The sequence below is a fragment of the Breznakibacter xylanolyticus genome, assembly GCF_003254275.1.
Classification (GTDB): Bacteria; Bacteroidota; Bacteroidia; order Bacteroidales; family Marinilabiliaceae; genus Breznakibacter; species Breznakibacter xylanolyticus.
Genome location: NZ_QKZK01000003.1, coordinates 199,127 through 219,745 on the forward strand (window position 1 = coordinate 199,127; position 20,619 = coordinate 219,745).

At 44.8% G+C, this 20,619-nt stretch carries 15 protein-coding genes; 10 read left to right on the forward strand and 5 right to left on the reverse strand.

Annotated elements, in window-relative coordinates:
- Nucleotides 1-189: 189 nt before the first annotated feature.
- Nucleotides 190-3,717, reverse strand: coding sequence for a pyruvate:ferredoxin (flavodoxin) oxidoreductase (gene nifJ, locus LX69_RS02975; protein WP_111444326.1), 3,528 nt, complete (start codon nt 3,715-3,717; stop codon nt 190-192).
- 60 nt (nt 3,718-3,777) lie between these two features.
- A complete protein-coding gene (locus LX69_RS02980) occupies nt 3,778-4,950 on the reverse strand; it encodes an ATP-binding protein (RefSeq protein WP_111444327.1) in 1,173 nt (390 codons plus the stop codon).
- 214 nt (nt 4,951-5,164) lie between these two features.
- On the opposite strand from LX69_RS02980, the gene LX69_RS02985 reads away from it, so the two are divergent.
- Nucleotides 5,165-5,647 carry a GNAT family N-acetyltransferase gene (locus tag LX69_RS02985; RefSeq protein ID WP_111444328.1) on the forward strand — a complete coding sequence of 161 codons (483 nt, stop codon included), beginning with the start codon at nt 5,165-5,167 and terminating at the stop codon, nt 5,645-5,647.
- Between the two features lie 57 nt (nt 5,648-5,704).
- On the opposite strand, the gene LX69_RS02990 is transcribed toward LX69_RS02985, so the two are convergent.
- Nucleotides 5,705-6,421 carry a YebC/PmpR family DNA-binding transcriptional regulator gene (locus LX69_RS02990; protein ID WP_111444329.1) on the reverse strand — a complete coding sequence of 239 codons (717 nt, stop codon included), beginning with the start codon at nt 6,419-6,421 and terminating at the stop codon, nt 5,705-5,707.
- A 270-nt stretch (nt 6,422-6,691) separates the two neighbouring features.
- On the opposite strand from LX69_RS02990, the gene LX69_RS02995 reads away from it, so the two are divergent.
- On the forward strand, nt 6,692-8,404 hold the full coding sequence (locus LX69_RS02995; protein ID WP_111444330.1) for an alanine/glycine:cation symporter family protein: 1,713 nt from the start codon (nt 6,692-6,694) through the stop codon (nt 8,402-8,404).
- A gap of 6 nt (nt 8,405-8,410) precedes the next feature.
- Here LX69_RS02995 and LX69_RS03000 read toward each other — a convergent pair whose 3' ends face one another.
- On the reverse strand, nt 8,411-9,310 hold the full coding sequence (locus LX69_RS03000; protein ID WP_111444331.1) for an AraC family transcriptional regulator: 900 nt from the start codon (nt 9,308-9,310) through the stop codon (nt 8,411-8,413).
- Nucleotides 9,311-9,451: 141 nt separating this feature from the next.
- On the opposite strand from LX69_RS03000, the gene LX69_RS03005 reads away from it, so the two are divergent.
- The 8 genes from LX69_RS03005 (at nt 9,452) to LX69_RS03040 (ending at nt 19,472) form a co-directional block, all read left to right on the forward strand.
- Nucleotides 9,452-10,267 carry an SDR family oxidoreductase gene (locus LX69_RS03005; protein ID WP_111444332.1) on the forward strand — a complete coding sequence of 272 codons (816 nt, stop codon included), beginning with the start codon at nt 9,452-9,454 and terminating at the stop codon, nt 10,265-10,267.
- Nucleotides 10,268-10,384: 117 nt separating this feature from the next.
- Complete coding sequence (gene uxuA / locus LX69_RS03010) at nt 10,385-11,596, forward strand: mannonate dehydratase (protein WP_170124215.1); 1,212 nt, start codon at nt 10,385-10,387, stop codon at nt 11,594-11,596.
- 290 nt (nt 11,597-11,886) lie between these two features.
- On the forward strand, nt 11,887-12,600 hold the full coding sequence (locus tag LX69_RS03015) for an NUDIX hydrolase (protein ID WP_245934927.1): 714 nt from the start codon (nt 11,887-11,889) through the stop codon (nt 12,598-12,600).
- Nucleotides 12,601-12,869: 269 nt separating this feature from the next.
- Nucleotides 12,870-14,378, forward strand: coding sequence for an L-arabinose isomerase (araA, locus tag LX69_RS03020; protein WP_111444334.1), 1,509 nt, complete (start codon nt 12,870-12,872; stop codon nt 14,376-14,378).
- Between the two features lie 82 nt (nt 14,379-14,460).
- Entirely contained in the window at nt 14,461-16,320 is a 1,860-nt protein-coding gene (locus tag LX69_RS03025; protein ID WP_111444335.1) for a sodium:solute symporter family transporter, read from the forward strand.
- Between the two features lie 189 nt (nt 16,321-16,509).
- Nucleotides 16,510-17,202 (forward strand): L-ribulose-5-phosphate 4-epimerase, encoded by a 693-nt coding sequence (locus LX69_RS03030; protein WP_111444336.1) that lies wholly within the window; start codon nt 16,510-16,512, stop codon nt 17,200-17,202.
- 30 nt (nt 17,203-17,232) lie between these two features.
- Nucleotides 17,233-18,903 (forward strand): ribulokinase, encoded by a 1,671-nt coding sequence (locus LX69_RS03035; RefSeq protein ID WP_111444337.1) that lies wholly within the window; start codon nt 17,233-17,235, stop codon nt 18,901-18,903.
- Nucleotides 18,904-19,001: 98 nt separating this feature from the next.
- A complete protein-coding gene (locus LX69_RS03040; RefSeq protein ID WP_111444338.1) occupies nt 19,002-19,472 on the forward strand; it encodes a low molecular weight protein-tyrosine-phosphatase in 471 nt (156 codons plus the stop codon).
- 78 nt (nt 19,473-19,550) lie between these two features.
- Here LX69_RS03040 and LX69_RS03045 read toward each other — a convergent pair whose 3' ends face one another.
- Complete coding sequence (locus LX69_RS03045) at nt 19,551-20,258, reverse strand: cytidylate kinase-like family protein (protein WP_111444339.1); 708 nt, start codon at nt 20,256-20,258, stop codon at nt 19,551-19,553.
- Between the last annotated feature and the right edge of the window lie 361 nt (nt 20,259-20,619).

Below are 20,619 nucleotides of genomic sequence, written 5' to 3' on the forward strand. Positions count from 1 at the left end.
ATGAGAATGTTCACCTAAGTGTGTGTGAAAGTGGATTACTAAACTGTTTGTCGTACATGGTGGAATGTTGCTGTTTTTGACTTGTTTGACCTTGCTGCGCAATGGCGGAGAGTATGAATCATTGAGTTTTTAAGCATTAAAAAAGGCATCCTTCGAGAAGGATGCCTTTAATATTTAGATTACTATGTCTTAGTATTCCATTTTAGACTGACGAACGTAGCCTTTGTAACGCCATTTGGCGTTTTCTTCAGCCACTTTAAATAATTCTTCTGCTTCGGCAGGGAATTGTTTCATCAATGAAGTATAACGGATTTCACCTTTCAAGAAGTCTTGGAATTTAGACCAATCCGGCTCCTTGGAATCCAATTGGAATGGGTTTTTGCCTTCAGCTTCTAAAGCAGGGTTGTATCTCCACAGGTGGAAATAACCACACTCCACAGCTCTTTGCTGTTCCGTTTGTGCTTTGCCCATTCCGGCTGTCAAACCGTGGTTGATACATGGTGCATAAGCGATGATGATTGATGGACCATCAAATGCTTCAGCCTCACGAATTGCTTTGAATGTTTGAGCCTGGCTGGCACCCATTGCAATTTGAGCCACATAAACGTAACCATAAGAAGCCGCCATTAATCCAAGGTCTTTCTTGCGGATTTTCTTACCTGAGGCAGCAAATTTTGCAACAGCACCCACCGGAGTCGATTTAGATGCCTGACCACCGGTGTTTGAATAAACCTCGGTATCAACCACCAGGATGTTCACATCTTGTCCCGAAGCCAACACGTGGTCAAGACCGCCGTAACCGATGTCATAAGCCCATCCGTCACCACCAATGATCCATTGAGATCGTTTGGTGATATATTGTTTTACTTTGGCCAATTCTTTACAAATGTCGCAGCTGCAAGCTTCGATCATGGGCGAAAGTTTGCGTGAGATTTCTTTGGTAATCTCACCATTCTTACGGTTTGCGATCCATTCAGTAAACAGTGCTTTCATTTCTGCCGAACAGCAATCCGACTCTAAGCCTTCTTTCATTAAACGCTCTACGCGGTCACGCATTTTTTCGGTGGCAATGGCCATCCCCAATCCATACTCAGCATTGTCTTCGAACAATGAGTTCGCCCAAGCCGGACCATGACCTTTTTCGTTCATGGTGTATGGCGTTGAAGGAGCTGAACCCGAGTAAATCGAAGTACATCCGGTGGCATTGGCAACCATTTGACGATCACCAAACAACTGAGAAATCAACTTTATATAAGGGGTTTCACCACAACCGGAACAAGCGCCTGAGAACTCAAACAATGGCGTTGCGAACTGTGAGTTCTTTACATTAGTTTGAATATCTACTAAGTCTTGTTTTGAACTTACGTTTTCTACGCAATAATCCCAGTTTTCCTGGTTTGGAAGTTCTTGTGCAATAGGCACCATTTCTAATGCTTTTCCAGTTTTATTTCCTGGACATACATCAGCACAGTTACCACAATCCATACAGTCAAGAACATCAACTTGCATGCGGAAATACATTCCTTTCATTGCAGCAGGAGCTTTCATTTCGATAGTTGCTCCTTTGAATCCTGCAATTTCTTTTTCGTCTAATACAAAAGGACGAATAGCAGCGTGAGGACATACATAAGCACATTGGTTACACTGAATACAGTTTTCAGGAATCCAAACTGGAACTCTTGATGCAACACCACGTTTTTCAAATTTTGATGTTCCTTGATCCCAAGTACCATCTTCACGTCCTTTGAATGCAGAAACTGGAAGATCGTCACCTACTTGTGCGTTAATCGGACGAACCACTTTGTTAACGAATTCAGTGCCTGTGGTTGGGTATTCCAATGAACCGCTAACGCTTGCCCATTCTGCAGGAACATCAACTTTAACAACATCACCACCTCTGTCGACAGCAGCGTAGTTCATGTTGATGATTTTCTCCCCTTTTTTACCGTAAGATTTTACGATAAACTTCTTCATTTGTTCAACAGCCAATTCGTAAGGAATGACTCCTGTGATTTTGAAGAATGCTGATTGAAGAATGGTGTTGGTGCGGTTACCTAAGCCAATTTCAATAGCAATTTCGGTTGCATTGATGATGTAAAGGCTGATGTTGTTTTTCGCTAAGTATGCCTTCACGTTGTTGGGAAGGTTTTTCTTAACTTCATCTACCGACCAAACAGTGTTCAATAAGAAAGTACCGTTCTTTTTCAAACCTCTGGTCACATCATACAAGTTCAAATATGCCTGAACGTGACATGCCACAAAGTTGGGGGTGTTTACCAAATAGGTCGAACGGATGGGGTTGTCACCAAAGCGGAGGTGAGAACAAGTGAAACCACCCGATTTTTTGGAGTCATACGCAAAGTATGCCTGACAATATTTATCCGTGTTGTCACCAATGATTTTGATGGAGTTTTTGTTCGCACCTACAGTACCGTCAGCACCCAATCCATAGAATTTTGCTTCGAATGGACCGTTGGCCAATTCAATTTCAGGTTTCAACGGAAGTGATGTAAAGGTCACGTCATCAACGATACCTACTGTAAATCCGTTTTTAGGTTCTGGTAATGCCAGGTTGTCGTAAATGGCGATGGCCTGAGAAGGCGTAAAGTCCTTAGATGATAAACCATAACGGCCACCGACGATGATGGGTGCGTTGGGTTTACCATAGAATGTATCTTTTACATCCAAATACAATGGTTCACCGGTGGCACCGGGTTCTTTGGTGCGGTCGAGAACGGCAATTCGTTTTGCGGTTTTGGGTACTGCCGACAGGAAATGTTTCGCCGAGAATGGACGATACAGGTGGACGGCAACCATACCTACTTTTTCTCCTTTTGAAACCATTTCGTCAATGGCTTCTTTGATTGCTTCACAGCCCGATCCCATGGCGATGATTACGCGTTCAGCATCTTCAGCACCATAGTAATCAAACAAACCATATTTACGACCGGTGAGTTTGTTGATTTCGTTGACGTAGTGTTCTACTGTCTCAACAACTTTGTCATAGTATGGGTTACAAGCTTCGCGAGCCTGGAAATAGATATCGGGGTTTTGCGCCATCCCGCGGGCTACCGGATTCTCAGGGCTGAGTGCACGGTCGCGGAAGGCTTTCAACGAATCTTGATCTACCAGAGGAGCTAAGTCGCCCATTTCTAATGATTCGATTTTTTGAATCTCATGCGAAGTCCGGAATCCGTCGAAGAAGTGTACAAAAGGTACACGCGATTTCAGCGATGCCAGGTGAGCAACGGCTGCTAAATCCATTACTTCTTGTACCGAGCCGGTTGCAAACATGGCGCATCCGGTTTGACGTACCGCCATCACATCCTGGTGGTCGCCAAAGATTGAGAGTGCATGAGAGGCTAATGCACGAGCCGAAACATGATAAACGCCGGGAAGTAACTCACCGGCAACTTTATACATGTTGGGGATCATCAATAGTAAACCTTGAGACGCCGTAAATGTATTACAAAGTGTACCAGCCTGAAGGGCACCGTGCATTGCACCGGCAGCACCTGCTTCTGATTGCATTTCTTCAACCTTTACAGTCTCGCCAAAAATGTTTTTTCTTCCACTTGCAGCCCATTCATCAACGTACTCTGCCATCGTCGATGATGGTGTGATTGGGTAAATTGCAGCCACTTCGCTAAACATGTAAGCGATGTGGGCGGCAGCTTGATTACCGTCACAGGTCACAAACTTTTTTTCTTTAGCCATTGTTAATTCTCCTAAGTGTTATTGAATGAAAATATTGGTACAAATTAAATTTGTCGTGAATTAATATAGAAACCCGAATAACCACAGCGGGATTTCATTGTCCTGCCCGATTTCAATCATGTCTCGTGCGTAAATCGTATCTGTATCGCTTCCGTTGTTTGGTTTGGCGTCGATGCAGAAGGCCATTTCGTTGTTGACCAGGAAATCGTGGTTTTTACTGGCGCTCACATTGTGTTGGTATCCCACTTGGTTGAAGAAGAATGTTTTATGAAGGATGCCCGGGTCGATGTCGCCATGCAAAACCGAGAACACCAGGTTCGGGTTGTGCATGTACACCATGGATGGCTTTTTCATGGGGTCTTCTTCGCCCTCGTACAACAGATTGATGAGTTTTCCCTGGCGCAGGTATTTCAGGTAGTTCATCACTGTGGCTCGTGAGGTGTCAATTTCGCTGCTGAGCTTGCTTACATTGGGCTGAAACGGTGCTGACACCCCAACCAGGTAGAGCAATTTACGCAATTTGGGAAGATATTTCAACTCAACTTGTTGCAAATAACTGATGTCAATTTCCAAGCCCAAATTGATGGTTTTGACCAGGTTCTCAAAAAAGTTACGTTTCTCCAAAAAGAAAGGGTAGTAACCGTGGTTGAGATAGTCGTTAAAGTAGGCCAGTGGCTTTACTTTGTCAATAATTTCACGGGCAATGTCGCGATGATGGCTCAGGATGTCACTGAGGGTGACGCTGTGGAAATTGGTGCCTGCCTTATAATTGAGGTATTCACGAAACGAAAATCCATTGAGCTGATATGCTTTGACTTTGCCACTGAGTTCGGGGTTTTCTTCCTTGAGGCGCATGACCGATGAACCGCTGAATACGATTTGCAAATCGTTGAACTCATCGTAACAACGTCTCAATTCTTCCGACCAATTTGGATATTTATACACTTGGTCGAGGATGAGGGTCTTACCGCCGGTTTTGCGAAATTCATCGGCAAACGAGATCAGGGAACGCTCGGTGAAGTAAAGGTTGTTTAGGTTGATATATAGACAGTTGCGATCGAGTCCGTAAGTCGATTTGGCATAGTCGAGCAGGAATGTTGTTTTTCCCACGCCTCGAGCTCCTTTGATGCCAATAAGACGGTGCGACCAGTCGATTTGGTCTTTTAACTCCCGGTGGATGGGAACATCAAGGTGTTCAAGCAGATATCTGTGTGTATTAAAAAATGTCTGCATCTCTATTGAACCAATTTTGTAACACAAAGATATAATTACAAACCATTGTTCTGTAACTTCTACATTGCAATTAGGGCTGAAGTTTGTTATTTATATTTATTAAAAATAAATTGTTGACCTTTAAAGGGTCATTCATTGTCACTTTCATTGTATTTTTGGAAGGGGGGATGGATGTCTTAAAAATGGTTGTATTTTTCCGCAAAAATAAATATTTATGCATTTTCAGGAGCCGAGAGTGGTGATTCGGGATATTTTGCCCGCCGATCGAATGGGGTATTATGAGTTATACAGCAATCCGGAGGTGGCTCGTTACGATGATTTTGCGCCCATTGGGCTTGAGGAATTGGATGCCGATATGTTGCGGATTTCTCATTATGAGTCTGGTTCACTCAATCGTGAGTATGCTGTGTCGTTGCCCGGTGATGATTATCTTATGGGTGTTTTAACAGTCGATCGGCGACGTAAATATTGTTATTTGGGATATCATTTTAACCCGCGTTTTCATGGGCGGGGGTATGCGTTGGCCGCAGTTCGTCAGTTTGTGTCGCAGCAACAGGCATCGGTTCGTGCGGTGTTGCGTTTGGTGATTGATCCCGGCAATGCCGCATCCATTCGGTTGGCCGAGAAAGCCGGTTTTACAAAGGTGGGGAGTCGCCTAAAGAAAGGAAAGCGTGAAATTGTTTACGCCTTCAAATAAAAAACACACCGCTGAAAGCTTTCAGGGTGTGTTTGTATGGGTTTTATGAGCCTCCTGTCAATCAATTTTCATGTTGTGGAAGACGTTGGTTACATCGTCATCTTCTTCGAATCGTTCAAGCAGTTTTTCAATTTTTTCAACCTGCTCGGCATTCAATTCTTTGGTGTCGCCGGGGATTCGTTCAAATTCGGCAGTGGTGATTTCAAAGCCGTTTTCTTCAAGATATTTCTGAATGGCGCCATAGCTTTCAAAGCCTCCATAAACAATCATTTCGTCCTCTTCGGCAAAAATTTCCTGCACGCCCAGGTCAATCATTTCCAGTTCTAATTCTTCCAGATCGATGCCGTCTTTCATTTTGGTTTTGAACATGCATTTGTGTTCAAACATGTATTCCACGCAGCCCGAAGTTCCCAGCGAACCGCCAAATTTATTGAAATAGCTGCGCACGTTGGCCACGGTGCGGGTGGGATTGTCGGTGGCTGTTTCTACAATTATGGCAATGCCAAAGGGGCCGTAGCCTTCATACACCACTTCGGAGTAGTTCTCCATGTCCTTCGAGGTGGCTTTTTTGATGGCTCGTTCCACGTTCTCCTTGGGCATGTTGGCCGCTTTGGCGTTTTGCATCAGCACCCGAAGGCGTGAGTTGGATTGCGGATCGGGGCCCGCTTCTTTAACACAAATGATGATTTCGCGGCCAATTTTGGTAAATGTTTTGGCCATGTTGCCCCAACGTTTCATTTTGCGGGCTTTTCTATATTCAAATGCGCGTCCCATAGGTTTTTTGTAAATTTTTTGCAAATATAGAACTTCACCAAAAAATGCGTGCCCATTTTTCGTATTTTATTCAAAACAGCTGTTTTTTAATGTTGTTTCATTTTTTTGTGTTTCTTGACTTAAGGGTGCTTTTAATTTGTCTTTTTATGGATGATTATTTTTTCATTTTGTAATCTTTTTTGTTCTTTGAAGGTTTAAAGTGTCGGTCGTTTACGCTGATTGCGGGCGATTGTCTATATTTAAAGCCGATAATTCTTTTAATGGTTTGTGATGCATCTTTTTCGTGATATTTTATTGAGTATCGACCAGTTTCTGGGTAGCAGCAGTTGGTTTGTGTATGTGTTGTTGGGTGCCGGGTTGTTCTTTTCAATCTATTTGGTTTTTCCGCAGATTCGGTTTTTTAAGTACAGCATATTGATCTTGCGCGGCAAGTTTGACCGTAAAGAGGATAAAGGCGACACCTCTCATTTTCAGGCTTTGGCCACTGCTTTGTCGGGAACCGTGGGCACAGGCAATATTGCCGGAGTGGCATTGGCGCTGCATTTGGGCGGCCCGGCGGCTCTCTTGTGGATGTTGGTGACTGCCTTCATTGGGATGACCACCAAAATGGTGGAGGTTACTTTGTCGCACAAGTATCGTGAGTTTGGCCCTGATGGAACCGTGTCGGGGGGGCCGATGTATTATATGACCAAACGACTCAATTTGACATTGCCCTCGGGGAAAATGGTCAAAACCGGTGCCTGGTTGGCTGTTGTTTTTGCCATTGCGACTGTTTTTACTTCGTTTGGGACAGGTAGTTTGCCTCAAATGAACAGCATCTCTAATGCATTGCTCGACAGCTGGGGCATCCCTTCTGTTGTGACGGGGGTGGTGCTGTCCTTGTTGTTGGGCGTGATTATCGTCGGGGGAATAAAGCGCATTGCTGTTGTTGCATCTGCGTTGGTACCTGTGATGGCCGTGATTTATTTTATTGGTGCCTTTTTGGTGATCGCGTATAATTATCAAAACATCATTCCGTCGTTGATACAGGTAGGTGCCGGTTTCTTCTCCGGAAGTAGCGCTATGGGCGGCTTTTTAGGTGCCTCAATGGCTTTTGCCATCAATCGGGGTGTCAATCGGGGGCTTTTTTCCAATGAGGCAGGTCAAGGATCTGCGCCCATTGCGCATGCTGCAGCCAGGGCGCACGAGCCCGTGTCGGAGGGGTTGGTGGCCTTGCTCGAGCCGTTTATCGATACCATAATAATCTGTTCGCTTACCGGATTGGCCATTTTATCGAGTGGTGCTTGGAATGATAAGTTCGACAATCGTTTTCAGCAGTCCGATATTCGCGTTTTGGCCGGACATTTTAGCGATCGGGAATCTGACGATGTGGCCATGCTCAATGCTTATTTGTTCGGACAGTCGCCTCATTTGAATTATAGCGGCTCTTTGCAAATCTCTGATGGTAAATTGATGGGGGAGGTGACTTTGTTGCACAATCGTTCGGTGGCCGAATCGGTGATTTTCAATAAAAACAAGCAGCCATTCAGTGGCCAGATGATGGTTGATCAGGGGCATGTGTCATTGCCTGTTGGCGTGACGGTGTCAGGGCGTTCCTTGTTGCAAAGTGCGCCTTTGACCAATGCTGCCTTTTCGCGCAGTTGGCTGGGCGATTGGGGGAAATATATTGTGAGCATTGGGTTGTTGCTCTTTGCTTTTTCCACTGCTATTTCATGGTCCTATTATGGTAGTCGGGCTATCACTTTTTTGTTTGGGAGCAAAGTGGTCAAGTGGTATTCGGTAATTTATGTGATTGGTTTTTTCTTGGCATCCATGGTCGATACCACGCTGGTGTGGATTTTTTCAGGCGTAACCGTCGCTTTAATGACGTTGCCCAATTTGTTAGGGATGTTGATGTTGCATCGCGAAGTGAAAGATGAAATTCGTCACTTTTGGGAGGAGTATCGCGAGCGGTTTCCCAATGAAAAGAGTCCGCGTTTTTGATGGCTTTTAAGGGTGTAGAAATTGTTTTTGGTACTCCGATGGTGACATGCCGAGTTGTGTTTTGAATATGCGATTGAAATTTGAAATGTTGTTAAAGCCACATTCATAACCGATTTGTGAAATGGATTGTCGGGTGTTTTGCAGTAGTTTACAGGCGTAGTAAATGCGCATTTCGTTAATGTACTCGATGGGTGACTTGGCCGTTTTTTCCTTAAAATATCTGCTGAAAGCCGATGCATTCATGCCAAATTGGGTGGCCAATTGTGGCAGGGTCAGGGAATCGGTGTAATTCAGGTTGATGTAGTTGAGTATTTTGCTCAATCGTTGATCTTTTACATTGGGCATTTTTTTCTGAAATCCGGGGCTGCCCAACGTGTGTGAAGTGGGGGTATGAGCCATGGCGTTGAGGATTTGCAGCAATGTCATGAAGCGTTCAAAGCCATCTTTGTTTTTAAGCGAGAGAATGTGTTCTCCAATGCTTCTGTTTTCGGGAGCCGGAAAGTGTATGCCCTGTGATGCCCGGTTCAGAAGCTCCTTAATGTGGTTTAGTTCAGGATAGTTGGCCATGGCCTGATCCATAAAATCTGACGAGAATTGAATCACCACTGCTTGCACATGCAGTGCCGGGTCGCCATTAAAAAAAGCATCGTCGTTTTTCCAGTAATGGGGCACCTGGCTCCCCAGCAACACCAAATCGCCTTCGTTAAACGATTCTACGCTGTCGGCAACAAACCGTTTGCCGTAACTTTTTATCACGTATAGAATTTCATATTCACTGTGGAAATGCCAGGGGAATGTGAAGTGTGGAAAGTGGTTCCATTTCACCCGAATGGGACTCCCCCCGGGAAGATTCACTTGCTCATGCATGATGCTTTGTGGCAGGGGTTTGGTGGTTCGATGTGGCATGGCTTACGAGTAATGCGTTGAAACGATTTGATGGAGTTGCAAAAATAGTACAATTACAGGCAAAAAATATACTTGAATGGTTCTTTCAATTCGGATAAATTTGTATCACTTAATTAAGTTTCATCTTTTTAATTATAAACAATGAATCAGTCAATGTTTGATATCAGCGGTAAAATAGCTGTGGTGACCGGAGGGGGTGGCGTTTTGGGAAGCAGTATTTCACGCAGTTTGCTCGAAGCCGGTGTGAAGGTGATGATGTTGGATATCCGTCAGGAAGTGTTGGATACCCGTATTGCCGAAGTGAAGCATTTGGGTGACGTGGACGGCTTGGTTTGTAATGTGCTTGATATGGAGAGCTTGCGTTTGGTGCGCGATAAAATTGTGGCCAAATGGGGGCGCATTGATATTCTGGTGAACGTTGCCGGTGGTAACCTTCCCGGTGCGACACTGACCGAAGAGCAGACCATTTTTGATATGAAGATTGAAGACTATACCAAGGTGACCGACCTGAACCTCAATGGGACTGTGTTTCCATCGTTGGTGTTTGGCGAGGCCATGGCCAATAGCAAAGAGGGCAGCATTATCAACATTTCATCCATGGCTACATATTCGGCCATTACCCGTGTGATGGGTTATTCAGTGGCTAAAACAGGTGTAAACATCTTTACTCAGTGGATGGCCATGGAAATGGCAATGAAGTTTGGCGATAAAATTCGTGTCAATGCCATTGCTCCCGGTTTTTTTATCGGTGATCAAAACCGTGCCATTCTCATCAATCCTGATGGATCATATACCGAGCGCAGCAAAAAAGTAATCGCCAAAACACCCATGAAACGCTTTGGTGATATTAGTGAGCTCAATGGCTTGGTGCAGTTCCTGTGTAGCAATGCTGCCAGTTTCATTACCGGAGCCATTATTCCTGTGGATGGTGGTTTCAGCTCATTTAGTGGTGTGTAATCATTTTTCTCTTTTTGATTAATATGTGTGTGGAATGCCGATCCATACGGACCCTTATGCAGAAGGATACCGGTGGTGTCGGCATTTGTTTTTTTAATTAACTAATTATTGTGACAGATGGCGTTGGAAAAAACTTGGCGTTGGTTTGGTTTTAATGATACCATCCAACTAAGCGATTTGAAGCAGATGGGCATTGAAGGCGTGGTAACAGCCTTGCATCACATTCCCAATGGGGAGGTGTGGCCGGTAGACGAAATCATGAACGTGAAAAACGCCATCGAAGCTCATGGCATGCGCTGGAGTGTGGTCGAAAGTCTGCCTGTTTCTGAAGGTATTAAAATTCAGTCCGATGATCGACCCCGGCTCATTCGTAATTATCAGGAGTCGTTGCGCAATTTGGGCAAATGTGGCATTGATACGGTGTGTTACAATTTTATGCCGGTACTCGATTGGGTGCGTACCGATTTGCATTACACACTGCCATCGGGGGGTGAAGTGATGTATTTCGATTTCCCCACTTTTGTGGCTTTCGACGCTTTTATTCTCAATCGTCCCGGCGCTGAGGCCGACTATCCGGCCGATATTGTTGAAAAGGCACGTGCCGTTCGACAGGCGATGACCGACGAACAAGCCGATCAGTTGGCTTATCATATTATTGTAGTCACTCAGGGTTTTATCGATGGGGTGGTGGATGGTTCTGAACCCGATTTTAAAAAGGCATTTTTAAATTATATTTCGCGCTATCATCACGTCGATAAAAATAAATTGCGCCAGCATTTGGCCGATTTCTTACGCGATGTGGTGCCTGTGGCCGAAGAAGCCGGTGTTAACCTCTGCATTCATCCCGACGATCCTCCGTTTCCTGTGTTGGGCTTGCCTCGCATTGTGAGTACTCAGGAGGATTTTGAGTGGATTGTCAATGCTTACGATTCTGTAGCCAATGGGTTGACTTTTTGCACCGGCTCGCTGTCGGTGCGTAGTAACGACAAGTTGGTTGACATCGTAAAATCGGTGGGGCATCGCATTCATTTTTTGCATTTGCGCAATAACGTTCTTTTGCCCGATGGTTGTTTTCATGAGTATGGTCACATTCACGGTTGTGTGGATATGTACGCCGTGATGAAAGCCTTGCTGCAAGAGCAACAGCGCCGCATTCGCGAGGGGCGTAAAGATGTGCGCATGCCTGTTCGTCCCGATCATGGGGTCAAGATGCTCGATGATTGGAATCGACAGTCTAATCCCGGATATCCATTGATTGGGCGATTGAAAGGCTTGGCTGAATTGGCCGGGCTGGAGATGGGCATCGAACGATCCATGGCTGAGCGTTAAAATATTATTTTTCTTCCTTATATGATGCCTTGCCTTATGGTGAGGCATTTTTTTTTAAAGTTTGTTATTCACATTATTCTTTGCGTGTTTTCTATCTGATTGTAGTTGGTAATATGTTTATAGATAGAATTATAAGCGTTATTTTTCACGGGATTGAAAAAAAAGAATCAGAATTGAATACAGGTATCAAATACTTTTATAATTTTGTGATGAAATCCAAATGATTGTGAATGGATTTCGATGAACTTCGTTAACCCAATTCGTTAGAGAAATAAAATCAAGTATTAATCATGACTTCTGAACAGGCTCTTCAAATGTTGTCGCAGAGTTATAAGCAATATCCTAAACATTACGTGGCCGTAGACTGTGCCATTTTTGGTTATGAAGAAGGGGAGATTAAATTGCTTTTGTATCCGCGTGGATTTGAACCTTCTATTGGTAAATGGTCGTTAATGGGTGGGTTTGTTCAGGAGGACGAGTCGCTTGAACAGGCTGCTTTTCGCGTATTATTGCAAACCACCGGCTTGCGTGATATCTTTTTGGAGCAGGTGGCTGCTTTTTCTAAGCCCGATCGCGATCCCGGTGCAAGGGTTATTAGTATGACTTTTGTGGCATTGATTCGGATTGATAAGCACGATAAAGATTTAGTGCGTGAAAATGGTGCGCATTGGTGGCCGGTTACCAAGCTCCCGGCCATGGTGTTTGATCATCTTGAAATTGTTGAAAAGGCTTTGGACTTTTTGCAGCAACGTGCCGCCAATGAGTTGATTGGTCGTGAATTGTTGCCCGATATGTTCACCCTCATGCAGTTGCGTAATCTTTATGAGGCCATTTTTCAACGCCCCTTTGATCCTGGTAATTTTCGTAAAAAGGCTCTTTCATTGGATGTGTTGGAGCGCTTAAACGTTAAAAATACCACCGAATCTAAAAAAGGTGCTTTTTATTATCGATTTGTTAAAGATGCTGGAGATAAAAAAGTGGAAAGAATGGTGAAGTTTTGCTAAAAAAATTTGACATTTAGAAAAGTGAATACTACCTTTAATGTGTTTGTTTTGGGGATGCCTGATGTTGGTGAGCTCGAATAAACTGGTAGTAAGTAGGTGGTTGGAATATTAGTGTTTTGGGCTGTTGTGGAAATTTAGTGGTGGTTCTTTTGTGTAGCGACTTCTAAATGTATCACCAAAAAATAGCAACCGCCAATAAAAATGAATGACGTACGATGCGACATATTGAGAGTTTTAATAAAAATGAAATCATTTAATATTCGAAGACGATGAAAAAAGGATTCTTTGATCAGTTTGAAGTATGGTTCATTACCGGAGCCCAACTTCTTTATGGTGGTGACGCAGTGGTGGCTGTCGATAGTCACTCTAATGAAATGGTGGCCGGCCTTAACGCTTCGGGTAACCTGCCTGTAAAAGTTGTTTACAAAGGCACCGTTAACTCCGCCAAAGAAGTAACTGCTGCTTTTAAAGCAGCTAATAACGATGATAAATGTATCGGGGTGATCACCTGGATGCACACTTTTTCACCTGCCAAAATGTGGATTCGCGGCTTGCAGGAATTGAACAAGCCTTTGTTGCATTTCCACACTCAATTCAATAAGGAGATTCCATGGGATAAAATCGACATGGATTTCATGAACCTGAATCAGTCTGCTCACGGTGACCGTGAATTTGGTCATATTGTGTCACGCATGCGCAAAAACCGCAAAGTGGTTGTTGGGCACTGGCAGGATTCGCAGGCACAGGCGAAAATTGCTGTGTGGATGCGTGTGTCTGCCGGTTGGGCCGATTCTCGCGACATGCGCATCATTCGATTTGGTGATCAAATGAACAATGTGGCTGTGACCGATGGCGACAAAGTTGAAGCTGAAATGCGTTTGGGATATCATGTCGATTACTATCCCATTGCTAAATTGGTGAAAATTGCCGATGGTGTGAGCGATGCTGATGTGGCTGCGTTGGTGAAAGAATACGAAGCATCATACGATTTTGCGGCTAACTGTAAAGAAGGTGGCAAAGATCGTGCGCAAGTGGTGAATGCTGCTCGCATTGAAATCGGGTTGCGTCGTTTCCTCGAGGAAAAAGGTGCCAAGGCTTTTACAACCAACTTTGATGATTTGGAAGGTGTGGATCAGCTTCCCGGTTTGGCTTCACAGCGTCTGATGGCCGAAGGTTATGGTTTCGGTGCCGAAGGGGACTGGAAAACTGCTGCCCTTTACCGTACCATGTGGTTCATGGGGCAGGGGATGCCTAAAGGTTGTTCATTCCTAGAGGATTACACCCTTAACTTTGATGGCGAAAAGAGCACCATCCTTCAGGCGCACATGCTCGAAGTATGTCCTTTGATTGCTGAGCACAAACCCAAACTCGAAGTGCATCCGTTGGGTATTGGCGGTAAAAACGATCCCGCTCGTCTGGTATTTACCAGCAAACCCGGTCAGGGCGTTGCTGCGACCATTGTGGACATGGGCAATCGTTTCCGTATGATTGTGAACGTGGTGGATTGTGTGAAATCGAAAGATTTGCCTAAGCTGCCTGTTGCAAGTGCTTTGTGGATTCCTCAGCCAAACCTCGAAATTGGCGCAGCGGCTTGGATCTTGGCCGGTGGAACTCACCACACCAGCTTCTCCTATGACCTCACGCTCGAGTATCTCGAGGACTATGCCGATATGGCTGGTATCGAATTGGTGATTATTGACAATAACACCACCATTCGCGAGTTCAAGAAGGAATTGCAGTGGAATGACCTCTATTTCGCCTTGAATAAAGGATTATAAATGTATATTTGAACCTCCGGTAATAAAAGTATTCCGGAGGTTTAATTTTTTTATTTCTAACACTTATTAATCAAATTAATTTATGAATGCCGGATTTACAGTGCTTGACTGGACAATCTTTATCGGCTATGCCATTTTGATTGTCGGTTTGGGTCTATGGTTATCCCGGGGGAAAGAAGGTAAGCAGGAAGATGCCAAAGATTACTTCCTGGCCGGTGGAACCCTCTCGTGGTGGGCTGTAGGAGCCTCTTTGATTGCAGCTAACATCTCTGCTGAACACTTCATCGGGATGTCGGGCTCCGGATTTGCTGTGGGGTTGGGGATTGCTGCCTATGAGTGGATTGCCGCCATTACCCTGATTTTGGTAGCTAAATATTTGCTGCCGCAAATGATCGACAAGAAGATCTTCTCCATGCCTCAGTTCGCCAAAGAACGTTATGGCAAGGGCGTTAGTTTCTTCTTTTCTTTTTTCTGGTTGTTGGTTTACGTGTTTGTGAACCTCACTTCTGTGGCTTGGTTGGGTGCCATGGCCATGGATCAAATTCTTGGAATCCCCATGGAATATGGAGTTCCCGGCTTGTTAGTGTTTGCTGGTGTTTACTCTATCTATGGTGGTCTGAAAGCTGTGGCATGGACCGATGTGTTGCAGGTGGTTTTCCTGGTGGGTGGCGGTTTGATTACTGCTTTCTTTGCTTTGGATGCCGTTTCGGGACCTGATGGCTCTGCGCTTGATGGGTTTTTGATGGTCTTGAATAAAGTACAGGAAAATCCCGGTGACTTGCACTTCAATATGATTATTGATGAAAACGTGAGCCCTTCTATTTTTAACAACCTTCCCGGTATGGCTGTTATTTTCGGGGCCATGTGGTTGACCAACATCGGTTATTGGGGTTTTAACCAATATATTATTCAAAAAGGTTTGGCTGCTAAGAGTTTGGCTGAGGCCAAGCGTGGTTTGATCTTCGCGGGTTATTTGAAGATTCTAATTCCGTTGATCGTGATCATTCCCGGTATTACTGCCTATGTGATGTTTACCCATCCCGAGTTACAATCGACTTTGCATGGATTGCAGGGATCTATTGATAAGCCCGATCAGGCTTATCCGTGGTTGCTGCGTAACTTTGCGCCTGCAGGTATTCGCGGTTTGGCTTTTGCTGCCCTTGTTGCTGCAGTGGTGTCGTCTTTGGCGTCTATGCTCAACTCAACTTCGACCATTTTTACTCTCGATATTTATAAGGATCTCATTAATAAGAATGCTGACGATAAGAAGTTGGTGTTTGTAGGTCGTGTGGCTGCATTTGTTGCTTTAATTATTGCCATGGTTTCTGCCAAACCACTTTTAGGCGGTCTGGATCAGGCGTTCCAATACATTCAGGAATATACCGGCTTTATCTATCCCGGTGTCGTGGTGGTGTTCGGTATGGGTATTTTGTGGAAACGTGCCACAAACCGTGCTGCTTTGTGGACGACCATTGCCACCATTCCTGCCGGTATTGCCATGAAAGTGGCGTTGCCCGATTTGCCATTCATTATCAGAATGGGATATGTGTGTATGCTGCTGATTACACTGGCAGTGGTATTGGTGTTGACCGACAAGCACAAAACCAAGGCTGCAATTCTTTCAGCTGAGAATCGCTCTATGCTTCAAAAAGCAGGTTTGGTGTCAGGTGTTTTGGCTGCCATTACTTTTGTGGCAGGTCTGATTTGGGGTACCAACCTTTTTGGTTGTGGCTTGCTCCATATCGGTTTCCACTCTATTTTCATGTTGACGTTCCTGCTGGCTTTTGTGTCCATTATCATGTACACCAATGCCAATGCTCATACCCAGGATGACAAAGCTTACGATTTCGATCCTAAGTTGTTTTCGACCGATAAAGGTTTCGCAATTGGTGCCATGGGTATCGTGGTGATCATTGTGGCTCTTTACGCTTATTTCTGGTAAGACTCATTGATCCGGTTCCTCTGCCTTCAGGGGGAGGAACCGGATTTATTTCTACTATTGTTCCCGGAGGTTACACTCCTGCATCCCTTGTGTTTGTTGTAAAATATATCTGTTGTGCCATCTGTGATTCTGTGTGGTACGACCTGTGTATTGTCTGTTTTATCCTGTATTTTTTTAATCGGATTTATCATGTTAGAAAATTTAAAAGCCGAAGTGTGTCAGGCCAACCTTGACCTGGTTACCTATGGATTGGTCATATTTACCTGGGGAAATGTCAGCGCCATTGATCGTCAGAGTGGTTTGGTGGTCATTAAACCCAGTGGGGTTGCATATGATGGCATGAACCCCTCGCAGATGGTGGTGGTCGATTTAGATGGCAATGTGGTTGAAGGTAATCTCCGCCCATCGTCTGATACGCCAACACATCTTGAACTTTACAAATCTTTTCCCGAAATTGGAGGGATTGTCCACACACATTCAACCTTTGCAACGGCATGGGCGCAGGCTGGGCTTGACTTGCCTATTGTTGGAACGACTCATGCCGATTATTTTGCCAATACCATCCCTTGTACTCGCGATATGACCGAAGCTGAGGTGAAAGGTGCTTATGAAAAAGAAACCGGCTCTGTTATTATTGATACATTTCAATCTCGCGGATTAAATCCGGTACACATTCCCGGTGTGTTGGTGAAAAATCATGCTCCTTTTACCTGGGGCAAAGATGCTCACGATGCTGTTCACAACAGTGTGGTGATTGAACAGGTTGCTAAGATGACCTGCATGTCGAAAATGCTCAATCCGGCAATGACGATGAATCCTCATTTGGTGACCAAGCATTTCGAACGAAAGCATGGTCAAAATGCCTATTACGGTCAGAAATAATTGTAAAATTGAAATATAAAAATTGAAAAGATGGCTCAAGATAAATATGTAATTGGTTTGGATTACGGCTCCGACTCTGCTCGTGCTGTGATTGTGAATGCTTTTACCGGTCAGGAAGTGGCTTCGGCTGTTAAGTATTACCCCCGCTGGATTGAGGGTAAATATTGCGATGCCGTTAAGGATCAATATCGTCAACATCCCTTGGATTATGTCGAGGTGATGGAATTTATTGTCAAAGACTCTCTTGCTAAAGCTGGCCCTGGTGTGGCCGAAAACGTGGTGGGAATGTCGTTTGATACCACCGGTAGTACACCTGTTTTCGTTAACGAAGAAGGTATCCCATTGGCCTTATTGCCCGGTTTTGAGCAAAACCCCAATGCCATGTTTGTGCTTTGGAAAGACCACACGGCTGTGAAAGAGGCTGCTGAGATTAATGAGTTGGCTCGCAAGTGGAAGATTGACTATACTGCCTATGAAGGGGGTATTTACTCTTCGGAATGGGTGTGGGCCAAGGTTCTGCATGTATTGCGTGAGGATGAAGCTGTGCGTAAGGCTGCTTATTCCTGGATTGAACATTGCGACTGGATGCCGGCTCTCATTACCGGCAAACAGAAGCCTCTTGAGGTGGTTCGCAGTCGTTGCTCGGCCGGACACAAAGCCATGTGGCTCGAGAGCTGGGGCGGTTTGCCCGATGAGGATTTCCTTACCACCCTCGATCCGTTACTGAAAGGTTATCGCGACCGTTTGTTCCGAGATACTTATACCAGTGATGCGAAAGTTGGTAATCTGACACCTGAATGGGCTCAACGCCTTGGCTTAACCACCAACGTTGCTGTAGGGGTCGGTGCGTTTGATTGCCACATGGGGGCTGTGGGTGGCGAGGTGACTCCCAATGTGTTGGCTCGTGCCATCGGTACATCCACTTGCGATATTATGATCGCTCCTTATGAAGAAATTGGCGATAAGCTGATTGCAGGCATTTGTGGTCAGGTTGATGGTTCTGTGGTTCCCGGCTATGTTGGGCTCGAGGCCGGCCAATCGGCTTTTGGTGATATCTATGCTTGGTTCAAGCGTGTGGTGGCTTGGCCGGTTGAGAATATCCTTGCTAAGACAAGTGTTGTGGATGCCGAAACACGGGCTAAACTGGTTGATGAGGTGATGGATCAAATCATTCCTCAGTTGTCAATCGAGGCCATGAAGATTCCTGTTGAAGAATCGACCATCATTGCCGTTGATTGGATGAACGGCCGGCGGACGCCTGATGCCAGCCAGGAGGTGACCGGGGCTATTGCCGGCTTGAAATTGGGTTCTACAGCTCCCCGTATTTTTCGGGCTCTGGTTGAAGCCACTGCATTTGGATCCAAAGCCATCGTTGATCGTTTTGCCCGTGAGGGGGTAAAAATTGAAGGTGTCATTGGCTTAGGTGGTGTGGCCAAAAAATCGCCTTTTGTAATGCAAACCCTGGCTGATGTGTTGAACATGCCTATTAAAGTGGCTCGTACTGAGCAGACCTGTGCCTTTGGTGCTGCCATGTTTGCTGCTGTGGTTGCAGGTGTTTATCCCAAAGTAGAAGATGCACAAAAGGCCATGGGGAAAGGATTCGAGAAGGAATATCAACCCATTGCTGATAATGTGAAGATGTATGCTCAGATTTACCAAAAGTATGTCAAATTAGGGCAGTTTACCGAGAAAGAAATGTAATGTCTCTCTGAAAATTCCTGAATATAGGAGGCCTTCTGTTTACATGCTTGTAAACAGAGGGCTTTATTTTTATTTTTGCGCTGTTAAAAAAATGAGGGATGGAGAAGAAAAAGATTTTATTTGTTTGTTTGGGGAATATTTGTCGTTCTCCAAGTGCTGAGGGGGTGATGAAAGCGATGGTTGATCAAGCCGGTTTATCCGAATTTTTCACCATCGACTCAGCCGGGATTCTCAATGTTCATCAAGGTGAGCCGGCCGATACCCGAATGATGGCTCATGCACGTAAGCGCGGCTATCATCTTACCAGTATTAGTCGCCCTATTGTGCCTGCCGATTTTGATGAATTTGATGTCATTATTGGGATGGATGATCAAAATATGCGTGATTTGGCTCAGAAAGCACCTCATGCCGAGGGACTTAAAAAGCTTGTGAAAATGACCGATTTTTCCACGATGCCTGGTGTTGATCGTGTTCCTGATCCTTATTACGGGGGCCCCGATGGCTTTGAGCTTGTTCTCGATTTGCTCGAAGATGCATGCCAGGGACTCATCCGACATTTTCAGTCGTAATCGGGTCAACGACCTTATGCGCAACGCCCCGTTTGGGGATGAACCAAACGGGGCGCTGTGTCGTCGTGAAGTTTAATTTTATACAAAACCTCTTGATTCAGCCAGGATGAGAATCATTTCAATGACTTCTTCGTCCGAAAGCGTTTTGCAGTTAAATGTCAAATCGTAAAAGCTCAAGGGATCTCTGTCGCCTCTGAAATAGTTACGGAACGATTCCCGTTGACGGTCATTGTCCGCACAAATCTTTTTAGCGGTACTCATGCTTACGTTCTCGTTAATGCTCACAATTTCATTTCGCCATTCTACCGGGGCAAATAATTTAATGTGAACCGCATTTACAAAGTTTTGTGTGATGATTTCAGCCGCTCGTCCCAAAATGACCACATTGCCTTGTTCTGCTGTTTTATGAATCATTCCGGCGATGGTGTTTTGCACCTTACCGTCGGTGGGATAATATTCATCCGAGAAGAAAAGAGCCAAATTGTCAAAAAAACCACGTTCTTTTTTATGTGCGATTTCGTTGACCAATGAAGGGGTCATTTTTAGTTTGTGGGCTGAATCATCAAGGATTTCTTTGCTTATCCATTTCCATTCGTCCATTCCTCCATTGAGGTGGTTCTTTTTTGAGAGTGTTTCGGCCAGCATTTCGGCAATGCGGTCGCCCGGACAGCCGTATTCACGGCTTATGGTGATGATGGGTTTTGTATGCGCAATGGTAGCATGGTGCGATATGGGATCACTTTTCTCAGACCGCTCGCGCATGTATTTTAAAAACAGGTTATTCATGTGTTTGTGGTTTGTGTTTCGTGTCTGGAAGGAGTTTTCCGTGTATTTCCCTTGCCGATGCGGTGAAATAAGCGGTTTAACCCTTGTGTTGATTGATTGTTATGGTTCTGAAAAGATATTAATAAAATTGCGGAATTCAAAATAAAGATTTCAAATTGGAGGCACTGGGCAGAATCGTGGCTGTTAAACTCGATTTGTAAACAGATACATGGTGGCTCATGCTTATTAGGGCATAAACTTCAATGAATTTGACAATGATGTATTGCATTTTGTCATTTATTAGGCATAAAAAAAAGGGCAGATTTCTCTGCCCTTTCCCCTTAATCAGCTTTGTTAACCAAATCCAAATCTATGAAAAAAA